The 15,538-nt window shown below is 62.2% G+C and carries 18 protein-coding genes; 12 read left to right on the top strand and 6 right to left on the bottom strand.

What is annotated here, in order from left to right:
• The first annotated feature begins 10 nt into the window (after positions 1-10).
• The 4 genes from ABCW43_RS24350 to ABCW43_RS24335 all read left to right on the top strand — a co-directional run bounded on the left by ABCW43_RS24350 (position 11) and on the right by ABCW43_RS24335 (position 3,266).
• Entirely contained in the window at positions 11-1,435 is a 1,425-nt protein-coding gene (locus ABCW43_RS24350) for an alpha/beta fold hydrolase (RefSeq protein WP_345929240.1), read from the top strand.
• A gap of 17 nt (positions 1,436-1,452) precedes the next feature.
• Positions 1,453-1,947, top strand: a complete 495-nt coding sequence (locus ABCW43_RS24345) for a nuclear transport factor 2 family protein (protein ID WP_345929238.1) — start codon at positions 1,453-1,455, stop codon at positions 1,945-1,947.
• Positions 1,948-2,047: 100 nt separating this feature from the next.
• Positions 2,048-2,707 (top strand): 2'-5' RNA ligase family protein, encoded by a 660-nt coding sequence (locus tag ABCW43_RS24340; RefSeq protein ID WP_345929235.1) that lies wholly within the window; start codon positions 2,048-2,050, stop codon positions 2,705-2,707.
• Between the two features lie 76 nt (positions 2,708-2,783).
• Complete coding sequence (locus ABCW43_RS24335) at positions 2,784-3,266, top strand: VOC family protein (RefSeq protein WP_345929233.1); 483 nt, start codon at positions 2,784-2,786, stop codon at positions 3,264-3,266.
• 19 nt (positions 3,267-3,285) lie between these two features.
• Here ABCW43_RS24335 and ABCW43_RS24330 read toward each other — a convergent pair whose 3' ends face one another.
• Together ABCW43_RS24330 and ABCW43_RS24325 are read right to left on the bottom strand one after the other, a co-directional pair.
• On the bottom strand, positions 3,286-4,764 hold the full coding sequence (locus ABCW43_RS24330) for a methyl-accepting chemotaxis protein (protein ID WP_445738997.1): 1,479 nt from the start codon (positions 4,762-4,764) through the stop codon (positions 3,286-3,288).
• A 96-nt stretch (positions 4,765-4,860) separates the two neighbouring features.
• On the bottom strand, positions 4,861-5,025 hold the full coding sequence (locus ABCW43_RS24325) for a hypothetical protein (RefSeq protein WP_251090421.1): 165 nt from the start codon (positions 5,023-5,025) through the stop codon (positions 4,861-4,863).
• 175 nt (positions 5,026-5,200) lie between these two features.
• Here ABCW43_RS24325 and ABCW43_RS24320 point away from each other — a divergent pair, with 175 nt between their 5' ends.
• The 3 genes from ABCW43_RS24320 to ABCW43_RS24310 are packed head-to-tail and all read left to right on the top strand — an operon-like array spanning position 5,201 to position 6,935.
• Complete coding sequence (locus ABCW43_RS24320) at positions 5,201-5,554, top strand: ArsC family reductase (protein WP_345929228.1); 354 nt, start codon at positions 5,201-5,203, stop codon at positions 5,552-5,554.
• 15 nt (positions 5,555-5,569) lie between these two features.
• Positions 5,570-6,043 (top strand): Cys-tRNA(Pro) deacylase, encoded by a 474-nt coding sequence (gene ybaK, locus ABCW43_RS24315; protein WP_345929227.1) that lies wholly within the window; start codon positions 5,570-5,572, stop codon positions 6,041-6,043.
• Positions 6,044-6,047: 4 nt separating this feature from the next.
• Positions 6,048-6,935 carry an MBL fold metallo-hydrolase gene (locus tag ABCW43_RS24310; protein ID WP_345929225.1) on the top strand — a complete coding sequence of 296 codons (888 nt, stop codon included), beginning with the start codon at positions 6,048-6,050 and terminating at the stop codon, positions 6,933-6,935.
• A gap of 18 nt (positions 6,936-6,953) precedes the next feature.
• On the opposite strand, the gene ABCW43_RS24305 is transcribed toward ABCW43_RS24310, so the two are convergent.
• Complete coding sequence (locus ABCW43_RS24305) at positions 6,954-7,763, bottom strand: Ivy family c-type lysozyme inhibitor (protein WP_345929223.1); 810 nt, start codon at positions 7,761-7,763, stop codon at positions 6,954-6,956.
• 79 nt (positions 7,764-7,842) lie between these two features.
• Between ABCW43_RS24305 and ABCW43_RS24300 the strand changes: the two genes are divergently transcribed.
• Both ABCW43_RS24300 and ABCW43_RS24295 read left to right on the top strand, forming a co-directional pair.
• Positions 7,843-9,096 carry an aminopeptidase gene (locus ABCW43_RS24300; RefSeq protein WP_345929221.1) on the top strand — a complete coding sequence of 418 codons (1,254 nt, stop codon included), beginning with the start codon at positions 7,843-7,845 and terminating at the stop codon, positions 9,094-9,096.
• A 107-nt stretch (positions 9,097-9,203) separates the two neighbouring features.
• Complete coding sequence (locus tag ABCW43_RS24295; protein ID WP_345929219.1) at positions 9,204-10,145, top strand: cyclase family protein; 942 nt, start codon at positions 9,204-9,206, stop codon at positions 10,143-10,145.
• On the opposite strand, the gene ABCW43_RS24290 is transcribed toward ABCW43_RS24295, so the two are convergent.
• Positions 10,146-10,739: an NAD(P)H-dependent oxidoreductase gene (locus ABCW43_RS24290; protein WP_345929217.1), complete on the bottom strand. Its 594-nt coding sequence runs from the start codon at positions 10,737-10,739 to the stop codon at positions 10,146-10,148.
• Positions 10,739-12,346 carry an exodeoxyribonuclease VII large subunit gene (xseA, locus tag ABCW43_RS24285; protein ID WP_345929215.1) on the bottom strand — a complete coding sequence of 536 codons (1,608 nt, stop codon included), beginning with the start codon at positions 12,344-12,346 and terminating at the stop codon, positions 10,739-10,741. Before xseA ends, ABCW43_RS24290 begins: the two co-directional genes overlap by 1 nt.
• Before the next feature lie 304 nt (positions 12,347-12,650).
• On the opposite strand from xseA, the gene ABCW43_RS24280 reads away from it, so the two are divergent.
• The 3 genes from ABCW43_RS24280 (at position 12,651) to ABCW43_RS24270 (ending at position 13,579) form a co-directional block, all read left to right on the top strand.
• Complete coding sequence (locus ABCW43_RS24280; RefSeq protein ID WP_345929213.1) at positions 12,651-12,914, top strand: spike base protein, RCAP_Rcc01079 family; 264 nt, start codon at positions 12,651-12,653, stop codon at positions 12,912-12,914.
• A gap of 18 nt (positions 12,915-12,932) precedes the next feature.
• Positions 12,933-13,208 (top strand): hypothetical protein, encoded by a 276-nt coding sequence (locus tag ABCW43_RS24275; protein ID WP_345929211.1) that lies wholly within the window; start codon positions 12,933-12,935, stop codon positions 13,206-13,208.
• Positions 13,209-13,348: 140 nt separating this feature from the next.
• Positions 13,349-13,579 (top strand): hypothetical protein, encoded by a 231-nt coding sequence (locus tag ABCW43_RS24270; protein ID WP_345929209.1) that lies wholly within the window; start codon positions 13,349-13,351, stop codon positions 13,577-13,579.
• Between the two features lie 16 nt (positions 13,580-13,595).
• Here ABCW43_RS24270 and ABCW43_RS24265 read toward each other — a convergent pair whose 3' ends face one another.
• The gene (locus ABCW43_RS24265) at positions 13,596-15,449 is read right to left on the bottom strand and encodes a hypothetical protein (protein WP_345929207.1); all 1,854 of its coding nucleotides are present in this window, start codon (positions 15,447-15,449) and stop codon (positions 13,596-13,598) included.
• Between the last annotated feature and the right edge of the window lie 89 nt (positions 15,450-15,538).

Genomic DNA, 15,538 nt, shown 5'->3' with positions numbered 1-15,538 from the left:
GAGAAACGCCATGAAAGCCGCAGCTGTTTCAACCTTCTGCATCGCGATGATGGGCTCTGCCGCCATCGCGGAGGATATCCAGACCCGCAGGGTTTCCTTCGAGAACCGAGGTGCGATGCTCGCCGGCACGCTCTACCTGCCGCCGGACTACCGATCCGGAGAAAGACGCCCGGGTGTGGTCGTCAGCGGCGCCTGGACCTCGATCAAGGAGCAGATGTCCGGCCGCTACGCCCGCGAAATGGCGGAACGCGGTTTTGCCGCACTCGCCTTCGATCATCGCGGCTGGGGACAGTCCGGCGGTGAAATTCGCTTCAAGGAGGATCCGGCGGAAAAGACCAGCGACATCTCCGCCGCGGCCGCATTCATGGCGACCCTGCCGGAGGTCGATGCGACCGATATCAACGGGCTCGGCATCTGCGCCTCGGCGGGATACATGGCAGCGGCAGCGGCGGCAACGGGCAATGCGAATTTCGCCGCCGTCGCCCTGGTTGCCCCGTGGCTGCACAATCGACAGATGGTCGAGCAGGTCTATGGCGGACAAGAGGGTGTTTCCAGGCTGATCGCCACCTCGCACGAGGCGGAGGCCTCCGAGCGCCGGGGCCAGCCGAGGACCATCACCGCCGCCAGCATGACCGACCAGGCGTCGCTCATGTATCGGATACCTTATTACACAGAGACCGATCGTGGCCTCATCCCGCAATATGACAACCGGTTCAATCTCGCCTCCTGGGAGCCGTGGCTGACCTATGATTCCGTCTCGCTCGGGGCAAAGCTCGACAAGCCTACCTTGATCGTCCATTCGGAAGCCGCCGCCGTGCCGCAGGGGGCACATGCATTTTACGCGCTGCTACCGGGCAAAAAATCGGAGCTCTGGCTCGACGATGTCAGCCAGTTCGATTTCTACGACCGGTCAGAGCCGGTGACAATCGCAGCGGACGCCGCGGCGGCCCATTTCACCCGCGTGAAGGCGCCTCAACAGATCGCTCCCCAGGACCGTGCGGCGATCATCGGTACGATTACCGATATCGCCGCTGGCGCCGACCGGCATCAATGGGACCGGGTACGCCGCGCCTTCGCAGACGAGGTGACGCTCGATTACACGAGCCTTTGGGGCGGCAAACCGACGACCCAGGCGGCCGGCGACATAATCCGGCAATGGTCGGGTTTCCTGCCAGGCTTCGACGAGACGCTGCATCTCGTGACCAATCCCACGATCACGAGCCTTGAGAGCGCGAAAGCAACCGCCGAGGCCGATTTCCAGGCCACCCATCGCATCGGAAGCGATCTCTGGGTGCTGACGGGCCATTATCGCTACGAACTCGTCAAGATTAACGGCGCCTGGAAAGTCTCCGCGCTGACCATGACTGCGAGGCAGGAAAACGGCGACCGAGGACTCGCCGGACGTGCGGCGGAACGCGCTGCGAAAATCCGCTGAACCTTGAGGAGGAACCCATGTTCAAAACCAGCTTCCGAGCGCTGCTCGTTACCGCCGCCTTTCTTTCAGGAGTGCCCGCCATGGCCGCCAGCCCCGAACAGAACCGCAAGGTCATCACCGACTATTATGCCGCCTACGGCAGCGGCGACATGACCAGGGTCGCATCCTTCTTCGCCGATGACATCGAATGGCATATTCCCGGACACCATCCGCTTGCAGGCACGAAACGCGGCAAGGCGGAGGTCGCCGCGTTCTTCCAGCAACTCGGAAAGGCCGGCTTTCGCGCCGAGCTCATCGCACTGATGGCCGACGAAAACTGGGTGATCGACATGCATCGCGGCTGGTCGAACCGTGACGGTGCCAATGTCGATACGGTCTGGGTGCTCGCCTTCCGCATCGAGGACGGCAAGATCAGGGAGGCCCGCAACTTCTCCTACGACCAGGCTGCCGCCGACAGCTTCTTCTGGAAGGCCTACCCGCTAAAGCCGGTGCCGGACCGGCTCGCAAATTAACCATGCTTGCAATTGTTCTTCTTTTGTTCTTTACTCGTCCAGAGAGTCCCGCTAGATTTGATTCAACGGCATGAGGTCGCATTACTATGACGGTAGCAAGATGAGCTTGCGCAAGCATGCTGGCCAGCCTTCGCTCCCCTTTGGCGAAGGCTGGCTTCCGAAACCGGCCCCGCCTGCCCGGCGCAAGAGCAAGCTGATGTTCGTGTTGAAGCCGTCGGCTCCCCTCGGTCTCATCATGCATGGCGACGCAATGATCCACGCCGCGAACGAGAATACCCGCGATGCCTATCCCGCCGATCTTCTCCACATGAGCCTGCTCTGCATGGAACAGTTCGAAGAGCCGCCCATGCCGCTTATCAAAGCAACCAAAATGGTCGCAGCCAGCCTTCAGGCGAGACCTGTCCCGATCACGCTCGACAACTGCGCCCTGTTCGGAGGCAACCGTCATCTCGCCCTCTACCGCGCCAAAGGCAATCCGGTGATCGTCCAGTTCGCGCAGATGCTGCGCCGCGCTCTCGCCCGCCACAACCTTCCGAACTCCTGGACAGCGGATACTACTCCGCATGTGACGCTGATCTATGGCTGCGGGCGCATTGAACCCATGCCCATCGAGCGGAACTATGCCTGGATCGCCGGCGAGTTCATGCTCGTCTACAGCCATTACGGCGAGACGCGGCACGAGGAATTCGGAAGATGGAGCCTCGATCCGAATGCTCCTGCCTATCCGACGCGGCCGGAACAGCTCCGCATGATGATCTGAAAGAATTTTGCCAGGCGAGTCGGATCGGCGGGCGCCTCGGCGTCCTATGGCCGGTCGCCTATTTGAGGAGAGAACAATGGCCATCCAGAAGCATAAAATCGTCCCGCATCTCTGGTTCGAGAACAACGCGGAAGAAGCCGTCAATTTCTATGTCTCTGTATTCGACAATTCGAGGATCACCGATGTCTCGCGTTATGGCGATGCCGCTCTTGGGCTCAAGGGTTCGGTGATGGCGATGGGCTTCGAGCTCGAGGGTCAGAATTTTGCGGCGATCAACGGCGGACCGTGGGCGAAATTCAACGGCGCGGTTTCCTTCCTTGTCCATTGCGAGACGCAGGACGAGATCGACCACTATTACGACAAGCTCGTCGAGGGTGGCCAGCAACAGCCCTGCGGCTGGCTGACGGATCGTTTCGGACTTGTCTGGCAGGTCAGTTACGCCAGGATGCCGAAGATGCTGACGGATAGCGATAGCGCCCGCGCCCATCGCGTCATGCAGGCCATGTTCTCGATGAAGAAGATCGATATTGCCGAATTGGACGCGGCCTACGCGGGGTGACGCACGCCGCCTCCCGATGTCAGACCTTGATTGCGAGACGCAGCCCGCCCCAATGGCGCCCGTTCACGGTGATCGGGGCGGAAATATCCTTCATCAGTACAAACTCACCGCCGCCCATGTCGCGACGGTAGGTCTGCAGCAGAAAGGGCTCCTTGTTGCGGCCGGCCGCCAAGCCCACGCGGTCGTTGAAGATGCGCCGGTTGCGGCAGTTGGCGGTATTCCATGTCACGTCGCCCGGACGCTGGCGCTGCGAGAATTTTCGATTGTGGGTCGGCAGGTAGCCGTTTTCATCTACGGCAGCGCAGAATGCGACCTGCGCGTCGCTTTCGGCTGCCCGTTCCTGGATAGGCGGCAGCACGGTATCGGTGAATTCCGTGAAACGCGTCATGTACTGGACAGGATCGCTACCGGGGATCGCGACATATTGCCGGTCGAACAATGCCCCAAGATCGATGCGGCCGGATTTTACGCCTGCCTCGAAGGCGGAGGAAACTTCGGCGGCATAGGCCATGACGGCACGGATATGGGGCGTGTCCGGAGTCTCGATGCCGACGCTTGCCGTCGTCTGGATCATCCGCTCGGAAATCGTCACCACCTCTCCGACGCGGGACGAGGTCTGCTGCAACTGATCATTGGATTTCAGGATCGCGCTTGCCGCGGAGGCAATCGACGAAGCAAATTCGCCGCATTGCCTGTCGACCGTTTCCGTCGTTCCGGCGAGCGAGGACGCCTTGTCGAGGATCTGGGTCATGACGCCTTCGACGCCCTTGAATGAGCCTTGAACCTTCATCGCGGTCGTCTTGACACCCTCGGCCGACTGGCTGGCGCCTTCGCCGGCCGTGACCAGCTTGTCGATGCGGCTGTTCAACTGATCGAGCGTGGACTGGATCGAACTGGTGGTCTGGGAGGTTTGCAGCGACAGCGCGCGTACCTCGGCGGCGACCACGGCAAAACCCTTGCCGGCTTCGCCCGCACGTGCCGCCTCGATCGCGGCATTCAATGCCAGAAGGTTCGTCTGCCGGGCGATCATGCCGATCGCATCTGCCAGACGTCCGACGTCTCCGAGCGCCGTCGAAAACAGCTTGATCTCGGCGCCGATTTCCTGGGACGCATGAACCATGTGATCGATCGCAGTGATCGAGCCGGAAAGCTGTTCGGCCTGTTCGCCGAGCACCTTGCGCGCATTCGCTGTCAGCTTGTCGGATTCCTGAAGGGAGCGGGCAACGTGGCCGTTGGCGTCCGCGATCGATTGGGCGGACTGGGTCAGGCGGCCAAGCAATGCCGCATGTGCGGAGGATTGCGCAGCCGTGTCCTGGATGGCACCGGCAATATCGACCAGATGAAGGCCGAGCGCGGAAGCCTCGTTCGCCAGTTTGGCGACGGACCGCTTCAACACCTCGCCGTCGACAGACACAGGCCCCGACGGCGCTTCTTCCCTGACAACCTGCCCGACCAAATCCACATCTCCCCGGAATATTAGGAGAATATAGGATGGCATGGTTAACGGACAGTTTCCGCGAGTACTTGGCAAAGCCTTATACTTAAGGCTGAGACGCGGTCACCTTCCCAGCCAGGCAAGGCCGGGAAAGACAGATCAGCCGAGACGATCGAAAGCCTTCGGGTCGATGCCGAGGGTGGTCAGGTCGCGGTGGCTCGGGCGACGATGGTTTTCCACGGCAGCCGAAACCGAGATTGCGGCGCTCATAACTGCGAAGGCGCGGCCAATGGCGCTGCCACGAATTTTTTTCTGTACGGACATGTGAAACTCTCCTTTTTCGTTCTGCTAAAATATGATGCCTGTGCTGTTTTTGTGCAATGCACAACGAAACAGGGGAGCCATGCAACTGTCACATAACAACTGTTAACCACGGCGAAAGGCTTGCACGGCAAGGGTCGCGCTTGGTATCGGTCATGCCTGGAATGAAGAGGCTTCGATGGCAATCACGATCTACGGCATCAAGAACTGCGACACGATGAAGAAGGCGCGCGGCTGGCTCGACCGCAAGGGCGTCACCTATGCCTTTCACGACTACAAGGCCGAGGGTATCGACCGCGCGCATCTGGATACCTGGACGGATCGCGCCGGCTGGGAGATCGTGCTCAACCGCGCCGGCACGACCTTCAAGAAACTCGACGAAGCCGACAAGGCGAACCTCGACCGTGAGAAGGCGATCACGCTGATGCTCGCCCAGCCCTCGATGATCAAGCGGCCGGTCCTGGAGGCGGACGGAAAGCTGATCGTCGGCTTCAAGCCGGAGGTTTACGAAGAGGCTTTTGCCGAGATCTGAACCCAGGATTAGCCCATGTCCAAGACAACCCGTGCCACCCAGATGCTCGAAAAGGCTGGCGTCGCCTTTGCCACCGTCACCTATGACTACGATCCGAACGCGGACCGGATCGGGATGCAGGCGGCGGAAGCGATCGGCGAGGAACCTCGCCGTGTCTTGAAGACGCTGATGGCGGAGGTGGACGGCAGGGCGGTCTGCGTCGTGGTGCCGTCGGATCACGAGGTTTCGATGAAGAAGCTCGCAGCCGCGTTTGGTGGCAAATCCGCGAGCATGATGAAACCCGCCGATGCGGAACGGGCGACCGGTTATCATGTCGGCGGCATCAGTCCCTTCGGCCAGAAGAAACTCGTTCCGACCGCGATCGAGATCACCGCGCTCGACGAGCCGCATGTCTTCATCAATGGCGGCCAGCGCGGATTGCAGGTGCGGCTTGATCCCAAGGCAGCCCGCGACGCGCTGAAGGCGGTCGCGGCACCGCTGGTTGCATGAAACCATGAGTGAGATGACCTCGACCCTTCGAGTTCTCGAACCCTATCCCGGCATCTTCGCCTATTATGATGGCCGGATATCGGGCAAGCGGCTCCATGCGAAAAGCGCAAACTGGCTCGATGACGGCGCCTATTCGCTCGGCGTCGCCTCCTATGCGATCGTCGATCAAGGCGAGGCGCTGGTCTATGACACGCATATCTCGCTCGACCACGCCAGAGCGATCCGCACCCATCTGGAGGGGCTCGGCGTCACGAAAATCCGCGTCGTGCTCAGTCACTGGCACAAGGATCATGTTGCCGGGAACGCGATCTTTTCCGATTGCGAGATCATCGCGCTGACGCTGACGGCCGAGAAGCTGAAAGGAAACCGGGAGAAGATCGAAAGCGCCAACCCGCCGATCTCACCGCTCGTCATGCCGACCACCCTGTTCGATGGCCGGTTGGACCTGACGATCGGCTCCCGCCGGATCGAACTGCACCATTTCGCCATCCACAGCGCCGATGGCAACGTGGTCTGGATGCCGGACGAACGGCTTCTGCTCGCCGGCGACACGCTGGAGGACACCGTCACCTATATTTCGGAAGCCGCCGAGATCGGCACGCATATCGCCGAACTTGCCCGGATGGCCTCCTGGCCGATCGCGCGAATCCTGCCGGCGCATGGCGATGCGGAGCGGATTGCAGCGGGCGGTTATGAGCCGGGCCTGATCGATGCCAACCGCGCCTATCTGCGCCGCATGGCAGGCGCAATCGCCGCTGGTCAGGATATCGATCCCTCCTTGAAATCCTTCGTCGAGGACGAGATCGCCTCAGGCGCCGTGCTTTATTTCGCGCCCTACGAGGAGGTTCATGCCGGCAACACCGCCGCGGTCAGGGCGGCGCTGCAGCGCTGAGCGGCCATTCTCCCACCGTCACGGCCACTTTGCCGACCATTGCTTGAGAGCGGCGAGCGCCGGTGCCGGCCACCTGCGGACCGCTGGACGCAGGATGATCTTCCTACCCGCAGGCTTCCAGGCAAGATAAAGCTTTCTCGCCGAAATATCCGCGGCGATCAGTGCCTCGGCCTCGGTGCACATATGCGGCGTGCAGGCTTCGCCGATATAGAAACCGTTCTTGAACGCACCGCTGCCGGGCCCGGTGATGGACCTCTCGAACTCCTGCCTATGCTCGCTGAGCATCGCGTTTGCAGCCTCGGCAATCGGCCCGATGCCGAGGAGGTCGGACGGGTGCTCCGCCTTTTTCATGTCGTCCCAACCCATCGTCGCATTCGGCTGGAAGGCGACCTTGCCGGCCTCGGCGAAGCCTTTTTCGGGCGTCCAGGTCCAGCGCAGGCTTGGCTGGCCGGCAACCGCCTGCGTCGCAAGCAGAAGGTGGTCATCCTCTGTGGTGATCGAGGCGGCGGCGCGGCAATCGTCTATCGGCTCATCGACGCGCGGCTCACCACCCTGCGGGAACGACACGACAAGAGGCGAACCCGGGCAGGCGTTGCCGCCGTCCGAACTCACCACCACGACGAACGGCACACCTGCGACCAGACCGATATTGTCGATCAGCAGGAACCGGTTGGAATGGACTTGCCGGCCGTCGATCGTCAGTTTCTCCTCATCGCCATCGGATGCGATGGCCACCTGATGATCGAACATCGTCGCCGCAAAGTCGGCCGAGAGAGCGGGAGAAGCCGAGGCGGCCAAGAGAGCGGCGCACAGCAAGGCGGTTTTCATGAACATCTATCCCTCAGCTTCAATTTTGCCCCAAACCTCTTTAAGTCTCTTCGATCACAGAAATCAGGTGAGGTCTAACATGACAATCGTGCCGAATTTTCAAACTGTCGTCGATCCTCAAAAGCTCGAGAAGCTGGCGGAAGTCGCCATCAAGGTGGGCTTGCGCCTCGAGAAGGGCCAGGATCTGGTGATTACGGCACCGATCGCCGCTCTGCCGCTCGTGCGGCTCCTCACCAAACACGCCTATATTGCCGGCGCCGGCATCGTCTCGACCTTCTATTCCGACGAGGAGACGACGCTCGCGCGCTACGAATACGCGTCCGACGCGAGCTTCGACAAGGCGTCCGATTGGCTCTACGACGGCATGGCCAAGGCTTATGCCAACGGTGCCGCGCGGCTTGCCATCTCCGGCGACAACCCGATGATGCTCTCGGGACAGGATCCCGCCAAAGTGGCGCGTGCCAACAAGGCCAATTCCATGGCCTACAAGCCGGCGCTCGAGAAGATCGCCAATTTCGACATCAACTGGAACATCGTTTCCTATCCCAACCCCTCCTGGGCGCGCCAGGTGTTCCCGGATGTTCCGGAAGACGTCGCGGTCGGCAAGCTGGCGGACGCAATCTTCGCCGCCTCGCGCGTCGATCTTGCCGATCCGATCGCGGCCTGGGCCGAACACAACGGCAATCTCAAGAAGCGCTCGACATGGCTGAACGGCGAGCGCTTTTCCGCGCTCCACTTCACCGGCCCGGGCACCGACCTGACGGTCGGGCTTGCCGATGGCCACGAATGGCATGGCGGCGCGTCCACCGCCAAGAACGGCATTACCTGCAACCCGAACATCCCGACCGAAGAAGTCTTCACCACGCCGCATGCGCTGAAGGTGGAAGGCCATGTCTCCAGCACCAAGCCGCTTTCGCACCAGGGCACGCTGATCGACAATATCCAGGTGAAGTTCGAAGGCGGCCGAATCGTCGAGGCGAAGGCTTCGAAGGGCGAGGAAGTGCTGAACAAGGTTCTGGATACGGACGAAGGCGCCCGAAGGCTCGGTGAAGTGGCGCTGGTGCCGCATTCCTCGCCGATCTCCAAAAGCGGCATCCTGTTCTACAACACCCTGTTCGACGAAAACGCCTCCTGCCACATCGCGCTCGGCCAGTGCTACTCGAAGTGCTTCCTCGACGGGGCTACGCTCAGCCAGGACCAGATCAAGGCACAGGGTGGCAATTCGAGCCTGATCCACATCGACTGGATGATCGGCTCCGACAAGGTCGATATCGACGGCCTGCGCGCCGACGGCTCGAAGGTGCCGGTGATGCGCAAGGGCGAGTGGGCCTGATTTCGCCAATTGGTCGACTTTCCCTCTTTTACGGCGGGAAACTGGTCGTGCCGGCACGCTTGGCGTGTCGGCGGATGATCAGAACGAATGACAAGAGGGAAGCCGAAATGCCTTGTTCGCTTATCCGTCTGGCTGCACCGTTCGGCGCGGCACTTCTCGCCATTGCGCCCGTCACCAGCGGCTCCGCCCAGGAGCCCGGTCTCTGGAGGGTCTATAACGAGACCCTGAAGGGCGCCAAATACGTGGATCTCACCCACACGATCACGCCGGATATCCCGGTCTGGGCGGGCTTCGGCAAATCGGCCTTCGGCCAGGCCGCGGCCGGTGTAGATCTGGATGGTTATGCCAAGAAGGGCGACACCTTCACCTACGAGAAGCATGGTTTCGCGGCATCCACCTACAACCTCGCCACCGACCAGCTCGGTACGCAGCTCGATCCGCCGGCCCATTGGGCGCCGGAATATGCGGCGATCGACGAACTTCCGGCCACCTATGCCGTGCGGCCGCTCGTGGTCATCAATATCGAGGACAAGGTGAAGACCGATGCCGGCTATCACCTGCAGGTCTCCGACATCACCGATTTCGAGAAGAAGAACGGCAGGATCCCGGAAGGCTCGGTCGTGTTCGTGCGCTCCGGCTGGTACAAGAAATGGCCGGATCCGTCGCTTTCCACGACGAAGCCGTTTCCCGGCGTCAGCCTCGATGCGTTGAAATTCCTGCATCTGGAACGCAAGATCCTGTTCCATGGCCATGAGCCGCTCGATACCGACACCACGCCGAACCTCGAAGGCGAGTACTGGCTGATGCATAATGGCTTTGCCCAGGCGGAAGGCGTGGCGAACCTCGACAAGGTGCCGGAAACGGGTGCGCTGGTGGCGATCGGCTTTCCGAAATTCGGCGGCGGTGTCGGCGGCTATGCCCGCTATATCGCTATATGCCCGCCGGACTGGCAATTCGGCGTGACGATCGGCTCGGTGCCGGAGGCACCACTTCAGAAATTCGAAAAGCCGCTGCATTTCGACGAGAAGGCGGGCATGCGGGTGCGCTGACTATCGCAAGGATTGGAGCGCGGACTTGACGCGCTCCAGATGCCGCCCGCGCTTGTCTGCCGTGGCACGGTCCATGTCGTGCAGCGCCAGCATGCGGAACTCGGCTTTTCTGTTGCAGAAGACGGCGATGCCGCGCCTGAGTTGGCGGCGCACGGGGTCGCCCATGTAGAACTTCACCACCCACCAGGGCGAACCAGTGGTCGTGAAAACCTGGAAATGGCGGATGTGGGTGAGCAGCGGGATGATCCTTCCGCCCGCCTTGTCGTGGCGGAAGGCGACGCCCGGCGCAAAGACCCTGTCGAAAAAACCCTTCAGCACCGCCGGCAGGTTGAACCACCATTGCGGAAAGACGAATATCAGCGCTTCGGCCTTGTGCAGCCGCGCCACCAGATCCGCCACCTCCGACGCGTCGTAGGGCACATCGAAATACCCGCGCCGTTCACGTTCCGTCAGCCGCGGATCGAAACCCTCCGCATAAAGATCGAGCAGGTCGACCGTGTGGCTGTTGGCCTCCAGGGTCTCGCGCGCCGATCGGGCCACCGAATGCGCAAAACTTTCCGGCAGCGGATGAGCAAGCACCAGGAGGACATGCATCAGAAGAGCGTGCCCTGTTTCGGCGCGTCCCCGCCCTGCTCCGATTTCAACGGCCGCTTTTTTGGCTGAGGCGGCACGGCGGACGGAACCGCAGGATCGCCACCCTCGCCGGTCACCGCCGTAATCCTTCCATCGGCGAATTCCACCGAGATCGCCACCCCTTCGCCGATGCCGCCAGCGCGGGTCAGCGGCTGGTCGTCCTCACCCCGCACCACGGCAAAGCCGCGTTTCAGCACGTTCTTGTAAGAGAGCGATTGCAGAACGCGATCCTGCGCGGTGATTGCCGCGCGGCCGCGTGTCAGCGTGTGCGAGATCGCCGTATCCGCATGACGGGCCATCGACGCGAGGTGCTGGCGCTCGCGCTGCAGCTGGCCGAGCAGCCTTGCGGGAAGCGCCGAAAGCGAGACGCCGGCCTTGGCGACGCGGTTGTTCTCCTTCAGCAGTTGCCGCTCCAGGCAGCGGTCGCTGCGCATCAGCCGGTCGGCCAGCACTTGTCTCTGCTGGGCAAGCCGGTTGGTCAGAAGCTCCAGCCGCAACCCGGAAGACGCCCGCTCGAAACTGCGGCGCTTGACCACCGTCGTGCGCTCCAGCCCGCGGCCGAGACCAGCCGCCGCCTCGTCGAAACGACGGCGCGGCAAGGCAAGCAGTTGATCGAGCGAGGGAAGCGCGCGAACCAGTGCACGAACCGATTGGCGGCTCTGGTCCATCTGGCGGCTGGTGGCGCTGCGAAGGCGAGCTGTGAGATTGGCGACCTGCGCTTCGAGGTCCGCCTTGACCGGCACCGCCATTTCGGCGGCACCCGTCGGCGTCGGCGCACGGACATCGGCCGCGTGGTCGATTAGCGTCCAATCGGTTTCATGACCGACGGCCGAGATCAGCGGGATCTCGCTGTCCGCCGCCGCACGCACCACGGCCTCGTCGTTGAAACTCCAGAGGTCTTCGAGACTACCGCCGCCGCGCGCGACGATCAGCACGTCCGGGCGCTTGATCGGTCCGCCGGGCGCCATCGCGTTGAAGCCGCGGATCGCGGCCGCCACCTCGTCGCCGGATCCTTCACCCTGCACCTTGACCGGCCAGACGATGACATGCACCGGGAACCGGTCGGCGATGCGATGCAGGATATCGCGGATGACCGCGCCGGTCGGCGAGGTTACGACGCCGATCACCTGCGGCAGGAAGGGAAGAAGCTGCTTGCGGCTCTGGTCGAACAGGCCCTCGGCGCCCAGCCGCCGCCGACGTTCTTCGAGCAGCGCCATCAGAGCGCCGGCACCCGCCGGTTCCAGGTTCTCGATGACGATCTGATATTTCGAAGAGCCTGGGAAAGTGGTGATCTTGCCAGTCGCGATCACTTCCATGCCCTCTTCAGGGCGGAACTTGATCCGCGGGAAGCTGCCCTTCCAGATCACGGCATCGATCCGGGCGCGATCGTCCTTCAGCGAGAAATAGGCGTGGCCTGAGGAATGCTGGCCGCGATAACCGGAAATCTCGCCGCGCACGCGCACGTGGTCGAACGCGTTCTCCACCGTGCGCTTGATCGAGCCGGACAGTTCCGACACCGAAAACTCGGTGAGGTTCGTGGGCGAATCGTTGTCGAGCAAACTGGTCATCCTTTTCTTCTAAAGGAAGAGCGTGGCGATTTCACCAGTTCCGGGCGGCGAAAGCGGGGAAGATGCGGCCCGCGAACGGCGGCTTCGAGTGGCCCGATCGACAATGCGTTGGGAACCTAACCCTTCGCCGCTTCGCAGCCAAGCATTTGACGCTGCATCTTTTCTTTTGCCGGACACGCCACATTTCCATTTCTGGGAGAAACCGGAGACCTGCGGGTACAGCGCTTTTTTAAGCCTCGCATTTTCCCCGCTGGAGAGAGGAGAGCGACAATGACGGCGAGCGATATTCAAGGAGATTTCGTCCATGCCCGACCGTTTCGCCAATACCCAAGCCTCGCTTTCCGGCCCCGCCTCCTCCGGATTTGCGATCACGCCCAGCGACAGCGCCGACCTGCCGGAGACGACGCGCGCGCTCTATGTGGGAACCGGCGGCCATCTGTCCGTCCGCATGCTGTCCGGCGAGACGCTGACGCTGTCGAACGTACCGGCTGGCGGCCTGCTGCCGTTGCGGGTGACCCGCGTGTTCGCGACCGGCACGACGGCAGCGGCGATCGCCGGCCTCGTTTGAGGGAAACGGTGGGCAACGATGCGGCGTGAACCCTTGCTGTTGCGCTTCGAAGACAGGCAGCAAGCCATGTCTGTGCTCGGCGAGATCGGCATTGCGTTCGATGCCGTCTCTGGTGACGGCATCATCCGCAAGCCGACGGGCGAAACGGCCCAATTCGAAGGCGAGGTCGTCGCCCTCACCTGCCCGGTTTCGGGCTATCATGTCCGGCTGGTCTGGCGAGGAGAAGAACTGCCTTATTCATTGACGCCATATCTTGTGGATGCCGGCGCTTCAGGCAAGGACCAGAGCCATTGAAGATGGCCAAGCCGCACCGAATCAGGTCGTATCTCAGCCATCGCGTGGCGCATGGGTGCCTGCCACGCTGGAACGAAAGCATTTATTAGCACGTTGCTAATAGGCTCGTTTTCCCTAAGGGCCGATAAGGATATATCCGAGTGCTTTTCCTGACCGCTGCATCGATTGGCATTTGCGTCGGCATGATGCGGTCCGCGTTCTGGATCGCTTTCATCGCCGTCATGATCCCCGCGACATTTGCGCTTGCGACCGCCGTCTCACCCGGCCCGGCGTCCTATTTCAATCTGGTGATCGCCATCCTCGGCTACAATGCCGGCCTGATCGGGTTCCTCGCCGGTCTTTTCGCCCTGGATGCCCGCCGCGAGGCATGAGGCACTTCATCCACGATCAATTCTTGTCCGGCAGCACCCTATAGAGACGGAAGCCGCTTTGGCTCGGTTGCCCGAACGGCTGCAGATAATCGGGCACCTGGCCACGGGCGAGATTGGCATAAAGCCCGTCCGGCTTGCGCCTGATCAGGGCATCGGTCTGCGGATCTGTCTTGCAGAAGGCCAGCGCCGTCACCCCGGCCCCTCTCAGGAAGGCCTTTGCCTCCCCCGGCTGGGCGAGACCGATGTAGAGTTCGGTCAGCATGCCCTTCTGGTTGCGATGATAGGGGGCCGTCAGCACCCTGTGAGGGGTCCAGCGCAGGATATCCGCCCCGCTGTTCGAGGGGGCGGCTATGATGCCCGCAGGCAATGTGGCCAACGCGGCCATATCCGCCGGATCGCCGCATTCACCGATCTCGCCATCGGAAATGCCCGCCTTGGTGAGTGTCCGCATGTCGGCCGCCTGTTTCCAGCCATGCACCGCGAGCACGCCGCCCAGAGCCCAGACGACCGGAACGGACATCAGCACCGCGCAGATATAGGCAAGGGCCACACTGGGGTTCCGAGGATCGGCCGCGGAAGCGCGCCGCAGATCGGTGATCAGAAGCGACAACGGCAGGATGGCCAGCATATTGGAAAAGAAGGCGCCCCGCACCTGCAGCAGCGCGATGCCCCATGAGGCGCCGATCAGCGCCAAGAGCAGGAGATGGAGTTCCGTCTTCTCCCGCTTCAGGCTGCGGACAAGGCAGACCACGATTGCAAAAAGCCCGACCGCATAGAACCCGCCGACCATTTCCGGCTCCGCCCGGGCCTCGGCCAGAAACGAACGCGCCTCCGTGACGCCGTTCAACCAGAGCTCGACCAGCAGCGGGTCGAGCGTGCTCAACGGATCGGCGAGGCATTGCGGCGCGATGGCGCGGGCCGTCAGAAGAAGGAGACCGCCGGTGACGCCGGCCAGGGCGACGCGAACAATACGATCGGGTTGTTTCGGCAGGCTTGCGAGGAGAAAGAGCGCGGCGCCTCCCAGCGCGGAAAGAGCATAGAAGCCGAACGAAAAGTTGTCGCAGGTGACGACCGCATAGGCGCGCGGCGGGATCGTCAGGAAAAAGACCGCCGAGACCGACAGCGCCAGCGACAGGCCGAAGAAGCGGGCCGGTCGGGAAAATGCCTGGCCGTGCCAGACCCATTGAAGCGCCACGCACACGCAGACGATGGCAATAAAGGGCGTCGTTTCGGCGCCTATCGCCAATGCCAGCGCACAGACGATGGCGGCGACGACATAGCTCGATGCCCGCCTCTGCGGATCGACCAGCATGGCAGCGATCCACATGACGAGCATGAGCTGGACGTTGTGATGGTCGATGGAACCGGGTTTGAACCGGACACAGCCGAGAACGAAGAGCGCGCCGAGGCCGAGTGCGATGTGCATGGCTGCAACGCCGGCCAACCGGCGGGCAGCCAAGCCGAGCGGCAGGAGCAGAAGCGGTACCAGAAGAAGAGGCCAGATTGTGACAACGACGGCTTCGGCCTTGTCCTGGGTCAGGAAGAACGAGAACAGCCGGATCAGCAGCGCGAGCGGCAGATCGATCAACCGCGACCAGTGCATCAGCGTGCCGCCCTCGAGACCGAGCCTGTACTGCGTCAGATCGAACCAGCCCTGGCCGGCGAGTAAATCCCGAATTTCGACGAGCCGCATGACGTCGTCGTTGTCGGATCCGAGGTAGTCAGTGGCGTCCGGTAGGGAAAACGCGAGAGCCGCTACGGCGACAATGACCGCATAAAGAGCCACTGCCGGCAGAAGCCGCGACAAAAGCGGCACCGCGGCCCCGCCCGCCGTCCTCGAAAAGGATGTGTCTGCTGCATTTTCCGTCATCGCCGTCCGGACTTTTCGCCTGTTTCGAGGGTCGAGGAAACCTAGCCTTAACCTTCCCAAGAAATAGTAAAGCCGCGGCACGGGAGACT

The sequence above is a fragment of the Neorhizobium tunisiense genome, assembly GCF_039631515.1.
Lineage (GTDB): Bacteria > Pseudomonadota > Alphaproteobacteria > Rhizobiales > Rhizobiaceae > Neorhizobium.
Note: the sequence above shows the minus strand (reverse complement) of the source record. Positions and strands in the feature narration are given on the sequence as shown.

Bases quoted from the DNA above. Each gene is read 5' to 3' on its own strand.
- ABCW43_RS24330 (WP_445738997.1), bottom strand. From the start codon at position 4,764: ATGCCATCCTATATTCTCCTAATATTCCGGGGAGATGTGGATTTGGTC.
- ABCW43_RS24335 (WP_345929233.1), top strand. From the start codon at position 2,784: ATGGCCATCCAGAAGCATAAAATCGTCCCGCATCTCTGGTTCGAGAAC.
- ABCW43_RS24340 (WP_345929235.1), top strand. From the start codon at position 2,048: ATGAGCTTGCGCAAGCATGCTGGCCAGCCTTCGCTCCCCTTTGGCGAA.
- ABCW43_RS24300 (WP_345929221.1), top strand. From the start codon at position 7,843: ATGACAATCGTGCCGAATTTTCAAACTGTCGTCGATCCTCAAAAGCTC.
- ABCW43_RS24275 (WP_345929211.1), top strand. From the start codon at position 12,933: ATGCGGCGTGAACCCTTGCTGTTGCGCTTCGAAGACAGGCAGCAAGCC.
- ABCW43_RS24310 (WP_345929225.1), top strand. From the start codon at position 6,048: ATGAGTGAGATGACCTCGACCCTTCGAGTTCTCGAACCCTATCCCGGC.
- ABCW43_RS24320 (WP_345929228.1), top strand. From the start codon at position 5,201: ATGGCAATCACGATCTACGGCATCAAGAACTGCGACACGATGAAGAAG.
- ABCW43_RS24305 (WP_345929223.1), bottom strand. From the start codon at position 7,763: ATGAAAACCGCCTTGCTGTGCGCCGCTCTCTTGGCCGCCTCGGCTTCT.
- ABCW43_RS24280 (WP_345929213.1), top strand. From the start codon at position 12,651: ATGCCCGACCGTTTCGCCAATACCCAAGCCTCGCTTTCCGGCCCCGCC.
- ABCW43_RS24350 (WP_345929240.1), top strand. From the start codon at position 11: ATGAAAGCCGCAGCTGTTTCAACCTTCTGCATCGCGATGATGGGCTCT.
- ybaK (WP_345929227.1), top strand. From the start codon at position 5,570: ATGTCCAAGACAACCCGTGCCACCCAGATGCTCGAAAAGGCTGGCGTC.
- ABCW43_RS24265 (WP_345929207.1), bottom strand. From the start codon at position 15,449: ATGACGGAAAATGCAGCAGACACATCCTTTTCGAGGACGGCGGGCGGG.
- ABCW43_RS24290 (WP_345929217.1), bottom strand. From the start codon at position 10,739: ATGCATGTCCTCCTGGTGCTTGCTCATCCGCTGCCGGAAAGTTTTGCG.
- ABCW43_RS24295 (WP_345929219.1), top strand. From the start codon at position 9,204: ATGCCTTGTTCGCTTATCCGTCTGGCTGCACCGTTCGGCGCGGCACTT.
- xseA (WP_345929215.1), bottom strand. From the start codon at position 12,346: ATGACCAGTTTGCTCGACAACGATTCGCCCACGAACCTCACCGAGTTT.
- ABCW43_RS24325 (WP_251090421.1), bottom strand. From the start codon at position 5,025: ATGTCCGTACAGAAAAAAATTCGTGGCAGCGCCATTGGCCGCGCCTTC.
- ABCW43_RS24345 (WP_345929238.1), top strand. From the start codon at position 1,453: ATGTTCAAAACCAGCTTCCGAGCGCTGCTCGTTACCGCCGCCTTTCTT.